This is a genomic window from Selenomonas oralis (assembly GCF_051603425.1).
GTDB classification, from domain to species: Bacteria; Bacillota; Negativicutes; order Selenomonadales; family Selenomonadaceae; genus Selenomonas; species Selenomonas sputigena_A.
On sequence record NZ_CP194411.1, the window covers coordinates 551,002 to 568,031 of the forward strand.

16 protein-coding genes are annotated in these 17,030 nt (G+C 57.0%); 9 read left to right on the forward strand and 7 right to left on the reverse strand.

The window, feature by feature from the left end; genetic code table 11:
• The first annotated feature begins 152 nt into the window (after positions 1–152).
• The 3 genes from ACRTGH_RS02660 (at position 153) to ACRTGH_RS02670 (ending at position 2,970) form a co-directional block, all read left to right on the forward strand.
• Positions 153–1,181 carry a hypothetical protein gene (locus tag ACRTGH_RS02660; protein WP_368847012.1) on the forward strand — a complete coding sequence of 343 codons (1,029 nt, stop codon included), beginning with the start codon at positions 153–155 and terminating at the stop codon, positions 1,179–1,181.
• A 117-nt stretch (positions 1,182–1,298) separates the two neighbouring features.
• Positions 1,299–2,348 carry a hypothetical protein gene (locus tag ACRTGH_RS02665; RefSeq protein WP_368847011.1) on the forward strand — a complete coding sequence of 350 codons (1,050 nt, stop codon included), beginning with the start codon at positions 1,299–1,301 and terminating at the stop codon, positions 2,346–2,348.
• Between the two features lie 70 nt (positions 2,349–2,418).
• Complete coding sequence (locus ACRTGH_RS02670) at positions 2,419–2,970, forward strand: hypothetical protein (RefSeq protein ID WP_368847010.1); 552 nt, start codon at positions 2,419–2,421, stop codon at positions 2,968–2,970.
• Between the two features lie 441 nt (positions 2,971–3,411).
• Here ACRTGH_RS02670 and ACRTGH_RS02675 read toward each other — a convergent pair whose 3' ends face one another.
• From ACRTGH_RS02675 to ACRTGH_RS02700, 6 genes are all read right to left on the reverse strand, one after another.
• The gene (locus ACRTGH_RS02675; RefSeq protein ID WP_368847009.1) at positions 3,412–3,762 is read right to left on the reverse strand and encodes a nucleotidyltransferase family protein; all 351 of its coding nucleotides are present in this window, start codon (positions 3,760–3,762) and stop codon (positions 3,412–3,414) included.
• 131 nt (positions 3,763–3,893) lie between these two features.
• Entirely contained in the window at positions 3,894–4,616 is a 723-nt protein-coding gene (locus tag ACRTGH_RS02680) for a vWA domain-containing protein (protein WP_368847008.1), read from the reverse strand.
• Between the two features lie 242 nt (positions 4,617–4,858).
• Positions 4,859–5,224, reverse strand: coding sequence for a hypothetical protein (locus ACRTGH_RS02685; protein ID WP_368847007.1), 366 nt, complete (start codon positions 5,222–5,224; stop codon positions 4,859–4,861).
• Between the two features lie 314 nt (positions 5,225–5,538).
• Positions 5,539–5,817 (reverse strand): type II toxin-antitoxin system YafQ family toxin, encoded by a 279-nt coding sequence (locus tag ACRTGH_RS02690; RefSeq protein ID WP_368847006.1) that lies wholly within the window; start codon positions 5,815–5,817, stop codon positions 5,539–5,541.
• Entirely contained in the window at positions 5,810–6,079 is a 270-nt protein-coding gene (locus ACRTGH_RS02695; protein WP_368847005.1) for a type II toxin-antitoxin system RelB/DinJ family antitoxin, read from the reverse strand. Before ACRTGH_RS02695 ends, ACRTGH_RS02690 begins: the two co-directional genes overlap by 8 nt.
• A 288-nt stretch (positions 6,080–6,367) precedes the next feature.
• Positions 6,368–7,678, reverse strand: a complete 1,311-nt coding sequence (locus ACRTGH_RS02700) for a hypothetical protein (protein WP_368847004.1) — start codon at positions 7,676–7,678, stop codon at positions 6,368–6,370.
• A gap of 216 nt (positions 7,679–7,894) precedes the next feature.
• Here ACRTGH_RS02700 and ACRTGH_RS02705 point away from each other — a divergent pair, with 216 nt between their 5' ends.
• The 6 genes from ACRTGH_RS02705 to ACRTGH_RS02730 all read left to right on the forward strand — a co-directional run bounded on the left by ACRTGH_RS02705 (position 7,895) and on the right by ACRTGH_RS02730 (position 16,027).
• On the forward strand, positions 7,895–10,468 hold the full coding sequence (locus ACRTGH_RS02705) for a hypothetical protein (RefSeq protein ID WP_368847003.1): 2,574 nt from the start codon (positions 7,895–7,897) through the stop codon (positions 10,466–10,468).
• Positions 10,456–11,865, forward strand: a complete 1,410-nt coding sequence (locus ACRTGH_RS02710; protein ID WP_368847002.1) for a sensor histidine kinase — start codon at positions 10,456–10,458, stop codon at positions 11,863–11,865. The genes ACRTGH_RS02705 and ACRTGH_RS02710 overlap by 13 nt, the downstream gene beginning before the upstream one ends.
• Complete coding sequence (locus ACRTGH_RS02715; protein WP_368847001.1) at positions 11,843–12,463, forward strand: response regulator; 621 nt, start codon at positions 11,843–11,845, stop codon at positions 12,461–12,463. Before ACRTGH_RS02710 ends, ACRTGH_RS02715 begins: the two co-directional genes overlap by 23 nt.
• Positions 12,464–12,589: 126 nt before the next feature.
• Complete coding sequence (locus ACRTGH_RS02720; protein WP_368847000.1) at positions 12,590–14,014, forward strand: SPFH domain-containing protein; 1,425 nt, start codon at positions 12,590–12,592, stop codon at positions 14,012–14,014.
• A 78-nt stretch (positions 14,015–14,092) separates the two neighbouring features.
• Positions 14,093–15,205, forward strand: a complete 1,113-nt coding sequence (locus ACRTGH_RS02725; RefSeq protein WP_368846999.1) for a TFIIB-type zinc ribbon-containing protein — start codon at positions 14,093–14,095, stop codon at positions 15,203–15,205.
• 12 nt (positions 15,206–15,217) lie between these two features.
• Positions 15,218–16,027, forward strand: coding sequence for a TPM domain-containing protein (locus tag ACRTGH_RS02730; protein ID WP_368846998.1), 810 nt, complete (start codon positions 15,218–15,220; stop codon positions 16,025–16,027).
• A 183-nt stretch (positions 16,028–16,210) separates the two neighbouring features.
• On the opposite strand, the gene ACRTGH_RS02735 is transcribed toward ACRTGH_RS02730, so the two are convergent.
• On the reverse strand, positions 16,211–16,663 hold the full coding sequence (locus ACRTGH_RS02735) for a MarR family winged helix-turn-helix transcriptional regulator (protein WP_368846997.1): 453 nt from the start codon (positions 16,661–16,663) through the stop codon (positions 16,211–16,213).
• Positions 16,664–17,030 lie beyond the last annotated feature (367 nt).

Below are 17,030 nucleotides of genomic sequence, written 5' to 3' on the forward strand. Positions count from 1 at the left end.
GCGCTCTGTCCCCACCGGCGAACGGGAAGCGTCTCTGCTTTCCTGACAGGCGCCATGCGCCTCTCTTCAGCGGCTTCTGAAAAAGGGTATCCCGCCTGCAATGCAGGCATAAACATTTAACTGCAATGTCCTCAAGGAAAGGAGAACAGCAAATGAAAACATCCTGGAAAAAACTCCTCACGGCTGCAAGCGCAGCAATCTTCTGCGCTGCGCTGCTTACGGGCTGCCTCGGCAGCAACGGTCTCGGTCCCGACGCGCCGAAGGAACCCATCGCGAAGTTCAAGCTCGGCGACAAGGAAGTGCCGCTCTACGAATATAAGGGCGCGGAACTCCCGGATTTTGAGACCTTCCATTCCAATCTCGCTTTGACGAAGGACGCCATCTACGGCATCAGCAGAGATGCTGCGGATAACAAGTACCATCTCAAGAAGATGAACCTCAAGGACGGCGCGATCGTCTCGGTGGAAGATCTCGGTCCTGTAGCCATGAACCGGATCTCTTCGGACGCAACGAACATCTACTACATCGGCGAGAAGGAGCCTGGGACGATCGGCTGCTACGACGGCAAAGCCGCCACTGTCTTCAAAGTGGTGGGCGTATCGCCGTCTGAGGTGCGCACCATCTTCGGCGGCAAGAACGCCTATCTGGCGGCTGACCATTTCGATCGTTCCGGCATTTTGTTCGGCGAGATCTCCAAGGAAGGCGTCAAGGATACGAAAGTCGTCCTGCCTCCGGAGGATTTCAAAAAGTACAGTTCATCGCCCGACAATAGGGATGGGGAGAGCAATCCAAGAATCCGATTTGCGGACAAGGACGGCTTCTACCTCTTGACCGAGGCTCGGCACGGGGACAAGGAGACGACTCTCCCCCTTCATATGTATGGGCCGGACGGCAAGAAACTGCGCACGTTCGAATGCAACGAGGGGATTCCTGCCGATGCCAAAAAGCGAGATGTAGGATTGAACCAGACCATGGCGTCGAAGGACTATGTGATCTTCTGCAACAGGGGCTATATGCGCATCTTTGACAAGAAGGACGGCAAATACGTCGGCGACATTGAGTTGAAACTGGGGGAGCAGACATTGCGCCCCGAAGGCATCACAGTTGATGAAGAGAACCATATCTACTTCGTCAGCCAATCCGGCAAGGATCCGAACCATATTTACCGCATCGACCTCTAAGGCTCAAGGCTTCACGGCGCCTGCATGACTCATGCCGGCGTCGTTTTCCTCTTGCAAAAGAGGATACGGGTGCGCAGAAAAGAGATTCGTATACGGGACAAGGAAAGGAGAGCAAAAATGAAAACATCCTGGAAGAAGCTTCTTACGACGGCAGGCGCAGCCCTTCTCTGCGGCGCGCTCCTCACGGGCTGCCTCGGCGGCGGAGGCGGCGCGGACGGTGCGCCCGTCGACGACAAGGGCATCGGCCCCGAGGCGCCGAAGGAGGCCGTCGCACAGCTCAAGTTCGGCGACAAGGAGGCGCTGCTTTACGAATACAAAGGCGTACCGCTCCCTGCATTCGAGGGCATAAATTCCAATCTCGCCGTAACGAAGGACGCGATCTACGGTCTGAGCCAAAAGGAGGATGCGTACTACCTCAAGAGAATCGCCGTCAGGGACGGCGCCGTCACCGCAGTCGAGGATGTTGCCCTGGCTGAGAACAGGCCGCTCGCCTCGGACGGAACGAACATTTACTACGTCTCGGATGTCATGAAATTTGAGATCGCCTGCTTTGACAAAAAAAGCGTGTCGCGCTTCACTGTGCAGGATGTGAAGGCCGTGCGCCCCGTCCTCGGCAGTAAGAACGCCTATATGAGCAGTGATTTCGTCTCGTTTTCCGGCGTCCTGTTCGGCGAAATCTCCAAGGAAGGCGTCAAGGATGTGAAATCCGTCCTGCCTGCGGACGAGTTCAAAAAACTCAGCTCCAGAAACGACGAAAAAAATGAAACGAATGATGTGCTCATGTGTGCCGACAAGGACGGCTTCTACATCTCGACGCTCGCCGGTCACGGCTCGAAAAACCGCGAAGACTGGACGATGCCGCTGCATATGTATGGGCCGACCGGCAAGAAGATCCGCACCTTCGAGTGCAACGAAGGAATCCCAAAGGAGGCGCAAAAGATTCCCATCCGTGAGCGCCATGCCATTGCGACGAGGGATTACATCGTATTCTACGCCAGAGGCGTCATGCGCGTCTTCAACAAGAAGGACGGCAAATACGTCGCCGACATCAATCTGAGCGTCGACAAGAAGGCGCTCTCTCCCATGATGGTTACAACCGACGGCGCAAATCACATCTACTTCATCGACGAGTATACAAAGAACAGGATCTACCGCATCGACCTGTAACGTCTATGGCGACTGCCTATCGGATGCCGGCGCCATTTCCCTTTTGCCGATCAAGGAAGGAGGCTTCCCCATGAAAATCAGAGCCGTATTCGCGCTGCTCTTCGCGCTCTTCCTGCTTCCCGCCGCCGTCGGCGGAGCCGCAGGGCTTCCCGACGCGGAGATGTCGCTCGGCGGCATCCGCCTCGGCGATACGATGCAGGAGGTTGAGGAGATTTACGGCGAAGGCGAGCGCGTCGCCGACGGCGTCGATGAATGGGGCGGTACGACCGTCCACATCTTCGCCAATGATTACGGCGACTCCCTTCGCGTGTCGTACCGCGATGAAGACGGCGTCCATCGCGTCATCAGCGTGCATCTCGGCGTGAACGACGTCAACGAGTACAATCTGCAGCCGTCCGAAGAGGCGCGCATGATCGAGACGCCAAGCGGCATCCACCTGGACAGCACGCTTGAGGATCTGGAAGCCGCCTATGGCTATATCCCAAAGCCGAAATGCGGACACACCGCGCCGCCCGTCTGCGGCTATTTCTACGACAGCGAGGACGCGGAAATCGCCTTCTACATCTGCCGCGAGCACAGCCCCGGCATCCGCTCGATCTGGCTGCACGAGAAATTGATGTAAGATTGCCCTGATGGGGAAATCTGATTTACCTGAAAGCCCAAGAAGGCAAGCCCGAAGGCGCAGACTGATTGGCGAGGTTTCTGCAAGGCGTGAGGACATATGTCCTGAAAGTTTACATGAAAGCCCAAGAAGGCAAGCCCAAAGGGCGCAGCCTGATTGGCCGCTTTCAGGTAAGGGCGTGAGGACATATGTACAGCATGATTCTATGATGTGCCATCGCCGAAATCGGGACTAAAAACGAGCTATGCCACTTCGTATGGCGGCTGAACATATGTCCTGAAAGTTTACATGAAAAGGCTGTGCAATCGTCGGTATCGACGATTGCACAGCCTTTTTCATGACGGCAGCAACTATGTATTTTTGTGCTTTTTGGCGACGGATCGGATTTTTCCTATAGCGAAGTCATTTTTCTGCAATACTTCTCGAAATTGTATGGTATCTTCAATTTCCCTGCAATACATATGAATGCTCTGGAGAATTTGTGCGTCTCTTTCGTTTAGCTTCATAAAGCAGCATCGCATCTCTTTCGTAATATTTTTTAAAAATCTCACTGTCTTTGGATATTTGCGATATGAGATCGACTTCTTTGCCCAAGGCTTCTTCCAAATCCATACGTAGTCCGATCATTTTGAACAAATCCAGATCTCTTCCGGAAATCAGGCGGAAATCCACGTCGCTCTTTTCCGTCGCATCTCCTCTCGCATAGGAACCGAAAAGGAACAGTTTCTTCACGCCATATTTTTCACAAATCGGACGAATCTTCTCTTCGATTTCCGCCCTCGTCAGAATCATTTCTTCTCGCCTCCGTTCAGAATAATTTCCTTTATTTTATTATACCGAAAAGATGAAATTTTTGCCGCATAGAAAAGCCCCGAAACCATCGCGCGATGGCTTCGGGGCTTTTCTATGCGGCGAAACGTCTCTCAGTCCTGCGTCTCGTCCGTTTCTACATGATCCTTCCAGCTGTCGCTCTCGGCATCTGGATTTTCCACGGCTTCCGCCACATAGGCGCTGACCGCCTCGAAGTTCCTGCGTACGCCCGAGCCTGTATTCTTGTAGGTCACGGCGTTCTTCTTATTGACGCCGATGCGGTCCGCTTCCTTCGCCGCATCGATGTTCGCGCCGAGGTAGATGAAATCCCAGCCCGCCTTTTCCTGCTTGTCAGAAATCATCTTCTTGACCTTCTCCTGCGTGAACTCTTCACTGGCGTTCTCCATGCCGTCCGTGATGATGACGAAGACGACCTTCGTACCCTTCTTCTCAATGCCTTCCGTGCGCGCGACCTTGAGGATCGTCGAGCCTACGGCATCGAGGAGCGCCGTCGTACCGCCGACCTCATACTCCTTATCCGTCAGCGGTTTGATGCGCCGAATGTCCTCTCGGTCATAGATCGTATCGATCTTGTCGCTGAAGAGAACCGTCGTGACATTGACCTTCGCGTCGAGCTTTTTCTCCTTCTCGATCATCGCATTGAAGCCGCCGATCGTATCCGACTCCAGCCCCGACATCGAGCCGCTCTTGTCGAGCACCATCACGAGCTCCACGCGCTCCGGTTTCTCCTTCTGCGCTGCTTCTGCCAAAAGCGCATTCCCCAGGAAAATACAGAGCGTGAGTACAAGAAAAGACGAAACAATCTTTTTCCACATGATGAATACCTCCTTTTAAACAATTTCTCTATCAGCTCTATTATACCGAACCTATGCCTCCTTCGATACTGCGAATGTCTCGGATTGGCAAAATTTAAGGAATCCCCTGCCTCCTTATGCCAAACGGGGCATTGCCCGCTCCGGACAACGCCCCGTTTTCATGTGAAATTTATGACGCGCTCGCTTTCCCGCTTCTGCAGATCCATGCTTCAGCGGCAAAAACAAACTGCGGCCGCCTTATATTACATCTTTTCCCATTCCGTGAAGTGGTAGGAACGGACGCCGCCGCCGATATCCTCACCGTCGCGGTACACGTCATAGTAGCCATATTCCTCAAGGAAGTCGCGCACGGCAATGTTGCCCGTGTAGACATCGAGCCTGCCGCTCGGCAGCGCACTCTTGAACTCGCTTGCCGCTGAAGACGGGGAGCTTGCCTCGTACATCGTGATCGTGCTGCCGCTCTTGACAAAGATGGCAAACTTCGCGGACTTCACATAGTTCTGGAAGTCACTCTGGCTGACATTTCCCTTCCACATGGCGAAACTCATGCTCGACATCACCATCATCATCGCGAAAACCAATCCCATTACCCTTACTGCTTTTTTCATAACCTTTCATCTCCTTCTCTTTTGAAAATCCATTGAACTGCCAAAATGACCCTGCGCGGTTCATTTTCTATAATTATACACGAAAAGCGGCATTGCTGTCCTGTAATAAGTTACAGGACACAAAATTTTTCTTGTACCGGTGAAGCATGCTTAAGGAAGCGCTGATAAATTCAGCACCGGCATCTTGTTGCATCTTTTCCGCCCTGCCTGCGTCGGCAAATCCTCCGCATAGCCCCGCTATGCGTCCGGTTTTCCTCCTTGGCAAGTCGAAAAATCTGCACCAATCTGACGAACTTCATTTTATCAGCGCTTCCTTAAAACAAATCGCTGTGCGTCCCCGTCCGAACCAGCTGCAAAGTGCGCGCAGTCTGCACAATCTTATACACCAGGAGCCAGTCCGGTTCAATATGGCATTCCCTCATACCCTTGTAGTTCCTTGAATTCACCAGTACATGATCGCGATATTCTTCCGGCAAAGACTGCTCTCTGCGCAAAAACTCGACGGCAGTTTCCAGTTTCTTCATCTCGCAGCCGCGTTTGACGGCCAACTTGTAATCACGTTTAAATTGACCTGAGAACGCCAGCCTAAGCATCAAGTGCCTCCATCATTTCGGAAACACTGTCGAAAGGCCCGTGCATATCCTCACCCTTTTCCGCAGCAGCCATCGCCCTGTAGGTAACTTCATTCGGCTCATCCAGCTTCACCACGAAAGGAAGGCCATGGCAGCGCAGAGCCTGACGATAGAAAATACCTGTAGCCGTGCTTAAATCCATCCCCAATGCCTTAAAGAGCTCCGCAGCTTGCAGCTTGAGTTCCGGCTCCATGCGAAGCGTCATATTTCCCTTGTTTGCCATAGCGTATACCCCTTTCTGTTCCCGTTTGCACAACATGGAAGAACTCTAGTCGACCAATTCAATAAGCTTATTATATGAAATATTCATTTGCTTTGCAAGTGCATTGCCAGAAAAACATATCCTGTTAAGGAAGCGTGGATAAATTCAGCGCTTCCATCCCGGCACGCCTTTTCTGCCTTCTTTGCATCGGCAAATCCTCCACATAGCCCCGCTGCGCAGCCAGTGCAGCTCCTTGAGCGGAGGAAAAATGTGCACCAACCTGACGCGCTTCATTTTATCCTCGCTTCCTCAAAAATACGCTGTGGCGCTCATGCCCAGCACGCGCTGCCGCGCCCCCCGGTAGGAAATCGGGCCGAAAAGGGGCGTTTCCGGCTGCGCCGGCTTCAAGTCGAAGCCCTCGATCGCCAGGACAAGGCCGCGCGCCAGGACGATATCGGCGCGCGCACCCCAGCCGCAAAAGCCCGCGCGGCCAAAGAATGTAGGGTCGGCATCCATCGTATGCGCGATGAACGTCGCACGCGGCTGATGATAGTAGCTGATCCAGAGGCCGTAGTCGCCGGGACGCTCCAGGTCGGGCGGCTGTCGCAGATGCAGCGTGGCGACAAAGCCGTCGCCCCGTCCCGTCCAGCCGTCGAGCTCCGTCCGCGCCCAGCCGTGCAGCCATTCCAGTGAGAAGCTTCGGTGCTTGTCAAAACGATAGGAAGCATACATCTCCAAGGCGCGCTGGCGATCAAAGGCATTGCCCAGGGAGAGCGGTTTTTTCCGCGCCTCCTGCAGGGTCAGCGGCGCGGCTTCGCTTTTCAAGTCGAAATAATAGACGCCGCCCTGCCACTTCTGCCGCCTTTGCTCATAGGAAAGGATTAGGCCGCGCTTTCTCTTTCCCGCTTCCCGTGCCACCGTGCGCCCATAAAAAACAGAGGCTCGCCCCACCTTCACCCCGTCGCCGAAGCGATAGCGCACACCTTCAACGCGCCGGTCAAAGGCATTGCCGTCGAGCGCCATAAAATTGAACCTGCCAACGCTGAGCTTCGTCGCGTGCCGTGTCGTATGCTCGATGTAAAACCGCGAAAGATAGAGCCGTCGGTCGCTCTTATGCGGCGTTCCGGCGGGATCCTTGTCGTAACGGATGTCCTCGAGCTGCGTCCGCAGGCTCCACTCCTTGTCCAAATGAAGCAGCGGAAAAAGACGCAGTCGCCGCGTAGCGAGCAGCGTCTTTTCTTTCCGGTGCGCCTCGGGCAGTTCCATACGCCCTTCACCAAAGAGCCAGCGATACTCGCCGGAAAGCTCAAACTTCGGATAACGCTCCTTTGCCTCTGTCCGCCCGCTTTCTGAGGACGCGGCTTCATCCGGCTCCGGAGCAGCCGCCTCCTGCGCCGAAGCTGCCGTTTGCAGGGCGGACGGCTCCTTTTCCTCAGACGCTTCCTCCCTGCCGGCTGACCGTCCCTCATAAGCGGCATACGGGGAGGTCCCGTCCTCAACTGCCGCCCCTCTTGCCCGCAGCCGAGGCGCCTCCGCTTTCTCCTGCGCCGCCTCGACGCAAGGCAAAAACATGCAAAAAAGGGACAGCAGCCAAAGCAAGCCGCATCCAATCCGTCGCACAAAAAAACCTCCCTCTGCCGTTCCAACATTTGCATTGCATATTGTATCACGATTGGCCTCCTCCATGTAAGGCGAATGGGTATATGTTAAAAAAAGTTTAGACAAAACTCCTAGGGCAAAACTTCTTTTTCCACAAGGATTTTTCAATGTTACAAGAGAAATAAAGTATGTACACAATGCACACAAAGACGCGCACGGTGAATTTGGAGGGCGGCGATGAAAAGGCTTGAACGAGACGGCGAGGCTTGCACAGGCGTTTTTCCTGCGGCTCTTTTTTTGCTTCTGACACGCCTCCGGATCAAGCGCTTTGTCTTTGCCCGTCCTGCCCGCTCCCTGCGGCCTCTGCCCGTCCTTGCCACCCAGGCTCTTCTCGCCGCATTTCTCACGGGACTTGCCGTCTCGCTCCTCCTCTTTCCGGGCACGGCGTCATCTGCCTCGCTCGCCTACGAGAAAACCTTCGGCCCGGTCTATATCGATGCGCTGCGCCGCGCCTGCCCCGAGATCAAAGAAGCACAGGGGCGGCCGGGCAGCCTGCTCGAGCTCTTCCAGGACAGGCGCTTCGACGCCGTTGAGGCCTACGGCTTTCAGGCGCAGCGTTTCCTTGCCAGCGATCCCGAAGAGATTTACTGGTACCCGCACTTTTCTGCCGTCGTCGTGCTCGCCGTGGACGAAAGATGCCCTGTTCCCGTGGAAGGCTGGGCGGATCTCGCCGAAGGCGTCACGATCGTGCTGCCCGGCGACGCACCGGAACGCGAAATCTTTTCCCTGGCACTTGCACGCGGGCTTTCCAACGAGCCGCATCTGGAAGGGGCATTCTCCCTTCTCGTCCGCTTGAAAGAAGAGCGCCGGCTCAAGTTCTACCCCGTGCAGCGCGCCAACCAGTACAGCATGGCGCAGGCAGACGGCGGCGGCGACGTCTATGTGCTTTTTGCGCATCAGGCGGAGCAGCTGATCCGCCGCGGCGCACCTCTGCGGATCTGCCTGCCCCAGGAGGGGACGCTCGCCTTTTCCAAAGGCTTGCTCTCGCACCAGCCCCTCGTTTTCGACGACAGCCTGTCCGCCGAACTCGCTGCGGCCGGCTGCCCTATCAAAATCCCTGCCGGCGCCGTGCGCATTGCGGACGCGGACGCCTTCCTGCGCGACGCCGCTCTGGCGAACAGGCTTTACCACAGGGAAATCCTGGCCCGCCCCGTCCTTGTGCCGCGGGAGCCGCACGAACGCTTCACGCTTCTCGTCCTCTCCCTCGTCCTCACCGTTCTCTGGGGCGCGAGCCTCTGGCAGCGCGTGCTGCACCGCGGCACGCGGCGTGCCGTCGTGCTGCTCGTCATCATGCTCCTCCTCTGGGAGATGGTCCGCATCGCGAAAATTCTCGCTCTCACGGACGATATCGCACTGCACCATATACAGTGGTATCTCTTCTACATCTTCCGCGCGGCGCTGCCCGTCTCCCTCCTCTGGATTGCCTGGGCGTCGGACGAAGACGTGCTCGACCGGAAGATGCCGCGCTGGCTCAAGTCCGTCTTCGGCCTGAACCTCTTTCTCTCTTTTTTGATTCTCTGCAACGACTTCCACGAGCAGTTCTTCATTTTCACCTGGGACGCTGCAAATCTGCAGTGGCAGGAAAAACTCGCCTGGGGCGCCTATGCCTATTGGACGCTTTGGTTCAGCGAAATTCTCGCGGCGCTCCTGTTGCTGCTCGAAAAAGCGGAGCAGCAGAAGATCCTGCGTCTCTCGATGAGTCTGCCCTTCCTCCTCTTCGCCCTCTTCATCTATTACTCCATAGCCTATCAATATCATCCGTGGATTCAGCTGTTGGAGATCACCTGCGTAACGGCGCTTTTCTTCCTGCTCCTCATGGAACTCTGCCTGCGGACGGGACTGATGCCTTCGAACAGCAGCCACCAGAAGTTTTTTTCCCACTCGCGCCTCAACATGCAACTCGTCGATACGGCGGGAAACATCATCTTCGCTTCCGCCGCGCCCGGATGCGCCAACGAGAACGAGAGCCGCATCTCGCGCATGGCGATCCACGGCGGCGCCATCGTCTGGCACGAGGACATGCGCCGCCTGCATCGCCGCCAACGCCAGCTCGCTCTTCTGCGCGACGCCCTGCAGCGCTTCAACGCCCTTTTACATGAGAAGCGCCGCATAGGCAAGAAGCACCTGGCGCTCACGCTCAAGAAGCAGCTCGCCGAGGAACTTGAAACCATACTCGAAAGCAAACGCCCACTGCTGCGCGACTTCCGAGCGCGCCTTATGGAGAGCACGGACACGGAGGATGCCACACGCCTCATCCGACAAATCAATGTGCTTTCCTCCTACCTCAAGAAACGCTGCGTACTCTTTCTCAAGGGGCAGGAAAACGGGAGTATACGCCCGGACGAGCTTTCGATGGCCGTCTCGGAAACCTGCTCCTACCTGCGCCCCCTCGGGCTCCATGTCGGCGTGGAATGGCGGCTGGATCACCCGCTTTGTGCCGAGAACGCCCTGACCCTTTTCGACTTCTTCGCCGAATTTCTCGCCGAAGCCGCCGACCGGGGACTGCCCGATGCCTTTTGCCGCTTTTCCCTCGAAGAACAGCCACAGGCCTCCTTCCTTTTCGAGAAAACGGTCTGGCTCATCCCGTGGCTGGAGAAAAACCGCTGCCATTACAAGGCAAAAATCGTGCTGCGCGACCTCGGCCACGCAAATTCGCTCCTCGTGCGGGGCGCCGCGCCCACTGGAAAGGAAAGCGCAGCCACTGCCGAAGGCAAGACGGAAGAGGAGGAACACAACCCATGGAAGCCCTGACCTCTTATGGCTATTGGGCCAATCTTTTCTTCATCCTCCTCGCCTGCTTCACCCTCATCGGTGAAAGCTTCGCCCTCTTCTGGGGGCCGTTCCTCCAGGGGCGTCAAGGCGGCCGCCGCACCCTGCCGGAGCTGGCGGCACTCGCCGTACTGCTTTCCGTCGCTCTTCTCTTCGGCGGTTTCTGGAACTCCCTGCGCCTCGGCTTTGCACACAGCACCTGGCTTGAGACGGAACGTTTCTTCATCGGCAGCTTCGCGCTGCTCGCAGGCGCCTTTTCCTGGCAGAGCAGCGTCCTCCTCTCCCTGCCCCTCGCTGCCGCCGGGCTCCTCATCCTGCCGCTTGCGGACAGCGCCCTTCCCTGGAGCGCTTTCCTGGCCACGCTGCTTCTCGCTCTGCGGCTCATCTTTCTAGCCTTTCGCGAGCGAACCCTGCTCCATTATGAAGTCACGGCAGCCTCCATCCGAGAGGGGCTCGACCTCCTGCCCGAGGGCGTGCTCTTCGCCCGCAGGCAGGGCGCTGTCGTGCTTGTAAACATCGCGATGCTGCGCTTCATGGAGAGGCTTTTCCAACAACAGTTCCGCAGCTTCAACGCCTTCTGGGAAGCGCTGCAGGAATTCGACCACCCTTCTCTGGCGGAAAAGAAGGTGCAGAAAGATGCCTTCCTCTTCCGTTTCAGCTCCGGGGATTCCTGGCTCGTGCAGCGCATGCAGCTGACAGAAGGCCTGGAAGGCTGGCAGATGACAGCCTCCTGTGTCACGGAGCTCGATGCCGTGACGCAGGAGCTTGAGGCAAAGAACGCGCTGCTGGAGACCCGCGCCGACGAGCAGAAAAAGCTTCTGAAAACCCTCGAAAAAACGGAGCGTCACCGCGCCCTGTTGGAAATCACCACGCGCGTGCACGACATCCTCGGGCAGCGCATCAGCATGCTGCAGCAGCTCCTCGCCAGTCCTGCCCCGAAGGACATCCTCGATACCATCGTGCATATCGACGCCCTTCTCGAGGCCGTGCCGCTCGGCCAGGAGCCGCCCCCCGAAACGCTTCTCGCCGATATGCTCGACACCTACAGGAGCCTCGGCGTGAAGCTCAGTCTCTCGGGCAGCCTGCCGCGCAATATGCGCCGCGCCCAGGCCTTTGCCGCCATCATTCGCGAGGCCTTGAGTAACGCCGTCTGCCACGGGCGTGCCAACGAAATCTTCATCGAAATCTCTGAAAGATGCCTGCGCGTGCGCGACAACGGCCTCGGCTGCCCGCACGGCCTCTCCCCGGGCGGCGGCCTCAAGGGCATGATGCAGCACCTGGACGAAATCGGCGGCCAGCTCGCCGTCACGACAGAGCCATACTTTGAAATTGCCGCAAAGGTAGGTGAAAAAAAGCATGATAAAAATCCTTCTCGTTGACGACCAAAAGATCCTGCTCGAGGGGCTCGCCAAGATTTTCGACCCCCTGCCCGACATCGAAGTCATCGGAACCTGTACCCTTTCCGAACTGGCGGAAGAGTCCTGCTGCCGCTTCCGCCCCGACCTCGTGCTCATGGACATCTGCATGGAAGGACGCACCAGCGGCATACAGATCTGCGAGCGCCTGAAAGCCCGTTTTCCCAAGATCCGCATCATCCTCATGACGGGCATGCAGGAAATCGCTTTTCTCGACTGGGCCAAGGATGCCGGCGCGGACAGTTTCATCTACAAGGAATCCTCCAGCGAGGCCTTTGCCGACTGCATTCGCGAAACGATGGCGGGCGGCCATATCTACCCCGATGCGCGGGGCGGCTCTTCCTTCGGCTACACGGACACGCAGCTGACAGAGCGCGAGATCGAGATCCTGCAGCTCGTCTGCCGCAACATGAGCTACAGCGAGATCGCGGAGGAGCTGGGCATCAAGAAGCGCACCGTGAGCTTCCACATCAGCAACATGCTCGTCAAGACCGGCCACAAGAGCATCATCGGTCTTGCCGTCGAGGCGGCGGAAAAGGGCTATGCGAGCATACAGCTCTGACGGTGCAGCGGCAATTTTCTTTGCCAACCTGTCATTCGCTACAGCACACTTTTTTCATTTATATGCTATAATATTTAGAAAAGGAACTCTGTAAAATCATCTCCCAGCAAGAAGGAGGCAAACACCATGGGCTTGATCCAAGCAGCAATGGGCGCCGCAGGCGGCGTCATGTCCGACCAATGGAAAGAATTCTTCTACTGCGACAGCCTCGACAAGGATTCCCTTGTCGCCAAGGGGCAGAAGCGCACGAGTTCGCGCGGGCGCAGTTCCAACACCTCGGGCGAGGAAAATATCATCACGAGCGGCTCGATCGTTGCCGTAAACGAAGGCCAGTGCATGATCATTGTGGAACAGGGCAAAGTCGTCGAAATCTGCGCCCAGCCGGGCGAGTTCACCTACGACAGCTCAACGGAGCCGACCATCTTTGGCGGTGACCTCGCCAACGATCTCAAAGCCGTCTTCCAGAACATCGGCAAACGCTTCACCTTCGGCGGCGACGCGCCAAAAGATCAGCGCGTCTACTACTTCAATACGAAGGAAATCATGGGCAATAAATACGGCACGCCTCAGTCCATCCAATTTGAAACGATGATCGGGCAGTACATGATGAACGTAAACATTCGCTGCTTCGGCGAGTACAGCTACCGCATCACGAACCCGATTCTGTTCTATACGAATGTCTGCGGCAATGTCGAGGGCGTCTATTCGAGAAGCGAGATCGACTCCCAGCTCAAGAGCGAGCTTCTGACTGCACTGCAGCCTGCCTTCGGGCGCATATCGGCCAAGGGCATCCGCTACACGCAGCTCATCAACTACACGCGGGACATCAAGAACGAGCTGTCCGAGGAATTGTCCGAGGACTGGGGCAAGAAGCGCGGCATCGAGATCGTTTCCTTCGGTGTATCGAGCGTCAAGGCGGATGAAGAGGATGAGAAGCGCATCAAGGAGATCCAGGACAGCGCCATTATGAGCGATCCGAACCTGCGCGCCGGCCGCCTAGCGACGGCGACGGCGGACGCCATGCGCACGGCAGCCGGCAACGAGGCCGGCATGGGCGGCGCCTTCGGCTTCATGGGCATGGGCATGGCCGGAAATGCCGGCATGGGAGCCATGGGCGCTTTCGGCCCTGCAGGCGGACAGGCGCCGCAGGGCAATCCGCTCGCCCCGCAGCAGCAGCCGCAGCAGCAAGGCGCCGCCGGCGGCTGGAACTGCGCCTGCGGCCAGACGGGCAACACGGGCAAGTTCTGCGCGGGCTGCGGCAAGCCACAGCCGGCTCCTGCCGGATCCTGGAACTGTGCCTGCGGACACGGCGGCAACACGGGCAAATTCTGCGCCAACTGCGGCAAACCGCAGCCGGCGGCGGACGGCTGGACATGCGCCTGCGGCTCGACGAACCAAGGCAAGTTCTGCGCCAACTGCGGCAAGCCGAAGCCGGCCGGAGCGCCTCTCTACCGCTGCGACAAATGCGGCTGGCAGCCGGCAGATCCGACGCATCCGCCGAAGTTCTGCCCGCAGTGCGGCGATCCCTTCGATGAAAACGATGTGACCTGAAAAAATAAAACAAGCAGCAGCGAACCGGCGTCCGAGACCGGCTCGCTGCTGCCCCCAGTGAAAAGCAAGGTGAAGTAAATGCCCGATACATCCGTAAGCTATAAATGCCCCAACTGCGGTGCGCCGCTCTCCTTCCTGCCGGGACACGACCATGTGACATGCGAGTATTGCTCGACGGAGCTTGCTGTCGAAACAGTCGAGTCACTGTTCGAGCGTGAGCAGGAAAAGGCACGCCTTGCCGCAGAAGCCCGGGATTCGCGCTGGAACACCGAAGGCGCGGGCAGCGAATGGGACGAGCAGGAAGCGGGCGCCATGCGGCTGCAGACCTGCTCCTCCTGCGGCGCCGAGCTCGTTTCCGACGGCAACACGATGGCGACCGAATGCGCCTACTGCGGCAGCCCGAACATGATGCCGCAGCAGTTCCACGGCATGCTCAAGCCCGACTATGTCATCCCCTTCAAAAAGACGAAGGAAGAGGCCATTGCGGCTCTCAAGAAATTCTACGAGAAACGCTACCTCTTGCCCGACGCTTTCAAGTCCAATAACCGCATCAAGGAAATTCAGGCGATGTACGTGCCGTTCTGGCTCTTTGACTCCGCCGTCACAGCCAGCGCGTCCTTCCGTGCGGAAAACGACAGGGTTTACGAAACGGCGGACGAAGTCATTACGGAAACAAGCGTCTACAGCTGCGAGCGCAGCGGCTCAATGAAGTTCGAGCGCATCCCCGTCGACGGCAGCGAACGCATGGACGACACCTATATGGAGAGCATCGAACCCTTCGATTACGGGGATCTTGTCCCCTTCTCCGCCGCCTACTTCACAGGCTTTCTAGCCGACAAGTACGACGTCGATGCCGAGGCTTCCGCCCCGCGCGCCGACAAGCGCGTCACAGAAAGCGCCCTCGGCGTCCTCGAAAGCACCGTCGAAGGCTACACGCGCCGCACGCTTGAAGGCGAGCCATGCATCATCAAGGAGGACGGCACGGTCAGTTACGCCATGGTGCCCGTCTGGATTCTCACGACGAAGTACGAAAATAAGCCGTACACCTTCATGATGAACGGTCAGACGGGAAAGGTCGTCGGCTCTTTGCCCATCGACAAGCGGAAGGCCATGCTCTACCCGCTCGTCGCTTCCCTCGTCAGCGTGCCGATCCTCTACTTCATCGCAAAATTCGTTTTGGGAAGCATATAAGGAGGGCTGCACATGAACAACAAGAAAAGAAGCTTCTTCAGCGCCGTCCTTCTCTCCTTCTTCCTCCTCGCGCTCGTCATCTCCCCTGCTGCGGCCGAAGCGGCAGCCAAGACAGCCAAGGGAGCCGAACAGGTGCAGATGCGCGTCATGGACGAGGCCGATCTCCTCTCCGCACAAGAAAAGAACTCCCTTGAAAACACCCTGGTGGACCTAGAGAAGAAGCATAAGGTTCATATCGCCGTCTATACCTCGAAGGATCTCAAGGGACAGAAGGCCGGCGACGCTGCCAACAAACTCGTCGACAAGATCGCCCCAGGCGCGGAAAACGGCGCCATGGCTCTTGTCCTCGACATGAAGGAGCGCGATTGGTACATCGCAACGGACACAAAGATGCGTGAGCGCATCACCGACAAGGTCGGCCAGGGCCACCTTTCCGACAAATTCCTCCCCGCTCTCTCCCAGAACCGTTATGCTGAGGCATTCGGCGCCTATGCCGCCACGGCGGACGAAATGCTCACCTACTACGAAAAAGAGGGCAAGCCCTTCGACCCCAAGGCAGGTTTCAGCCTGCTCGCACTCGGCATTGCCGTCTTGCTTGCGGGCGGCGTGTTCTGGCTCGTGCGCAGCAGCCTCATGGGCTCGATGAGCAATGTGACGGCGGCGACCGAAGCCGACGCCTACCTCAATCAGGAGAGCTTCAGCCTGACAGAAAACCGCGATACCTTCCTCTATATGAACGTCACCCGACGTGAAAAACCCAAGAAAAAAGAAACCTCCTCCAGCCGCGACGAAAGCCACGGCGGCGGCGGCGGAAAATTCTAAGGGACAGAGGAACGGTACAAAAAAGGCAGCCCTGCATCATACCGTATATCGGATGATGCAGGGCTGCCTTTTTCGCTTCTTTATCCAAATGACCGCAGCGAGCGGGACGGCGCGGTGCAGGAACGGCGACTCTGCACGCTGCACCGGAACAGACGGCGTGCAAACGGATCACAGCAGGACGTTTCAGACAGAATACCGCGCTCTCTCCATGCGCTCGTCTTCGACAGCATTTTTCATCGCCTGCTCCAAAAGCCCGCCCATCTGACGGCATTCCTCTTCCGAGAAGCCCCGCGTCAGGAGCTTCTGCCAACGGTCGCTGGCCTTCCTCAGCTCCTTTTTGATGCCCTGCGCTTTTTTCGTCGTCCGAAGCACATAGGCGCGGCGATCGTTCTCGCTGACCGTACGGCTTATATAGCCCGCCTCGACAAGCTTCGCAACGGCGCGCGCCGCCGTCGTCTTGTCGATCTTCACCATCTGCGCCAGCCGCTCCTGGTTGATGCCCTCATTATCCAAAAGATGCAGCAGGAAAATATATTGGCCGCTGCCGAGCCCATACTTCTTCAAGGCCGCATTGAAATAACTCTGGCTGTACCGATAGAGCAGGGAGATATGCATCCCCATGTCGCTTCCTCGCAAAATATCCCCTCCTCTGGGACTAGATAACCAGGCTTCCAATATATAGGAATCGCCCGCAAACATATAGAATCCTTCTTGTTTTTCTATATTATACTATGCCATTCTGGAAAAATCTACTCTTAAGTGAAACCTTGCTCTTAATTTTATTTGTATACATGATACTTTCGACTTATAAAAGAAGCAGTGGGGATCCGGAGCATCCGGAGAAAAAGAAAAAGCCGAAGCCCCCTGCCCTTTCGGAAAACAGGTGGCTTCGGCTCCCGGCCGCACTGCGGCGGAAGGAGGCACAGGCAAGATTCGCGGCTCGAACCTTTAGGAAGCGCTGATAAAATGAGGTCGCCCAGATTTGCACAGATGCGCTGTATCT

What these genes read in the sequence shown, in the direction of transcription:
- ACRTGH_RS02660 (WP_368847012.1), top strand. Translation starts at nt 153, where the DNA reads ATGAAAACATCCTGGAAAAAACTCCTCACGGCTGCAAGCGCAGCAATC.
- ACRTGH_RS02665 (WP_368847011.1), top strand. Translation starts at nt 1,299, where the DNA reads ATGAAAACATCCTGGAAGAAGCTTCTTACGACGGCAGGCGCAGCCCTT.
- ACRTGH_RS02670 (WP_368847010.1), top strand. Translation starts at nt 2,419, where the DNA reads ATGAAAATCAGAGCCGTATTCGCGCTGCTCTTCGCGCTCTTCCTGCTT.
- ACRTGH_RS02675 (WP_368847009.1), bottom strand. Translation starts at nt 3,762, where the DNA reads ATGATTCTGACGAGGGCGGAAATCGAAGAGAAGATTCGTCCGATTTGT.
- ACRTGH_RS02680 (WP_368847008.1), bottom strand. Translation starts at nt 4,616, where the DNA reads ATGTGGAAAAAGATTGTTTCGTCTTTTCTTGTACTCACGCTCTGTATT.
- ACRTGH_RS02685 (WP_368847007.1), bottom strand. Translation starts at nt 5,224, where the DNA reads ATGAAAAAAGCAGTAAGGGTAATGGGATTGGTTTTCGCGATGATGATG.
- ACRTGH_RS02690 (WP_368847006.1), bottom strand. Translation starts at nt 5,817, where the DNA reads ATGCTTAGGCTGGCGTTCTCAGGTCAATTTAAACGTGATTACAAGTTG.
- ACRTGH_RS02695 (WP_368847005.1), bottom strand. Translation starts at nt 6,079, where the DNA reads ATGGCAAACAAGGGAAATATGACGCTTCGCATGGAGCCGGAACTCAAG.
- ACRTGH_RS02705 (WP_368847003.1), top strand. Translation starts at nt 7,895, where the DNA reads ATGAAAAGGCTTGAACGAGACGGCGAGGCTTGCACAGGCGTTTTTCCT.
- ACRTGH_RS02710 (WP_368847002.1), top strand. Translation starts at nt 10,456, where the DNA reads ATGGAAGCCCTGACCTCTTATGGCTATTGGGCCAATCTTTTCTTCATC.
- ACRTGH_RS02715 (WP_368847001.1), top strand. Translation starts at nt 11,843, where the DNA reads ATGATAAAAATCCTTCTCGTTGACGACCAAAAGATCCTGCTCGAGGGG.
- ACRTGH_RS02720 (WP_368847000.1), top strand. Translation starts at nt 12,590, where the DNA reads ATGGGCTTGATCCAAGCAGCAATGGGCGCCGCAGGCGGCGTCATGTCC.
- ACRTGH_RS02725 (WP_368846999.1), top strand. Translation starts at nt 14,093, where the DNA reads ATGCCCGATACATCCGTAAGCTATAAATGCCCCAACTGCGGTGCGCCG.
- ACRTGH_RS02730 (WP_368846998.1), top strand. Translation starts at nt 15,218, where the DNA reads ATGAACAACAAGAAAAGAAGCTTCTTCAGCGCCGTCCTTCTCTCCTTC.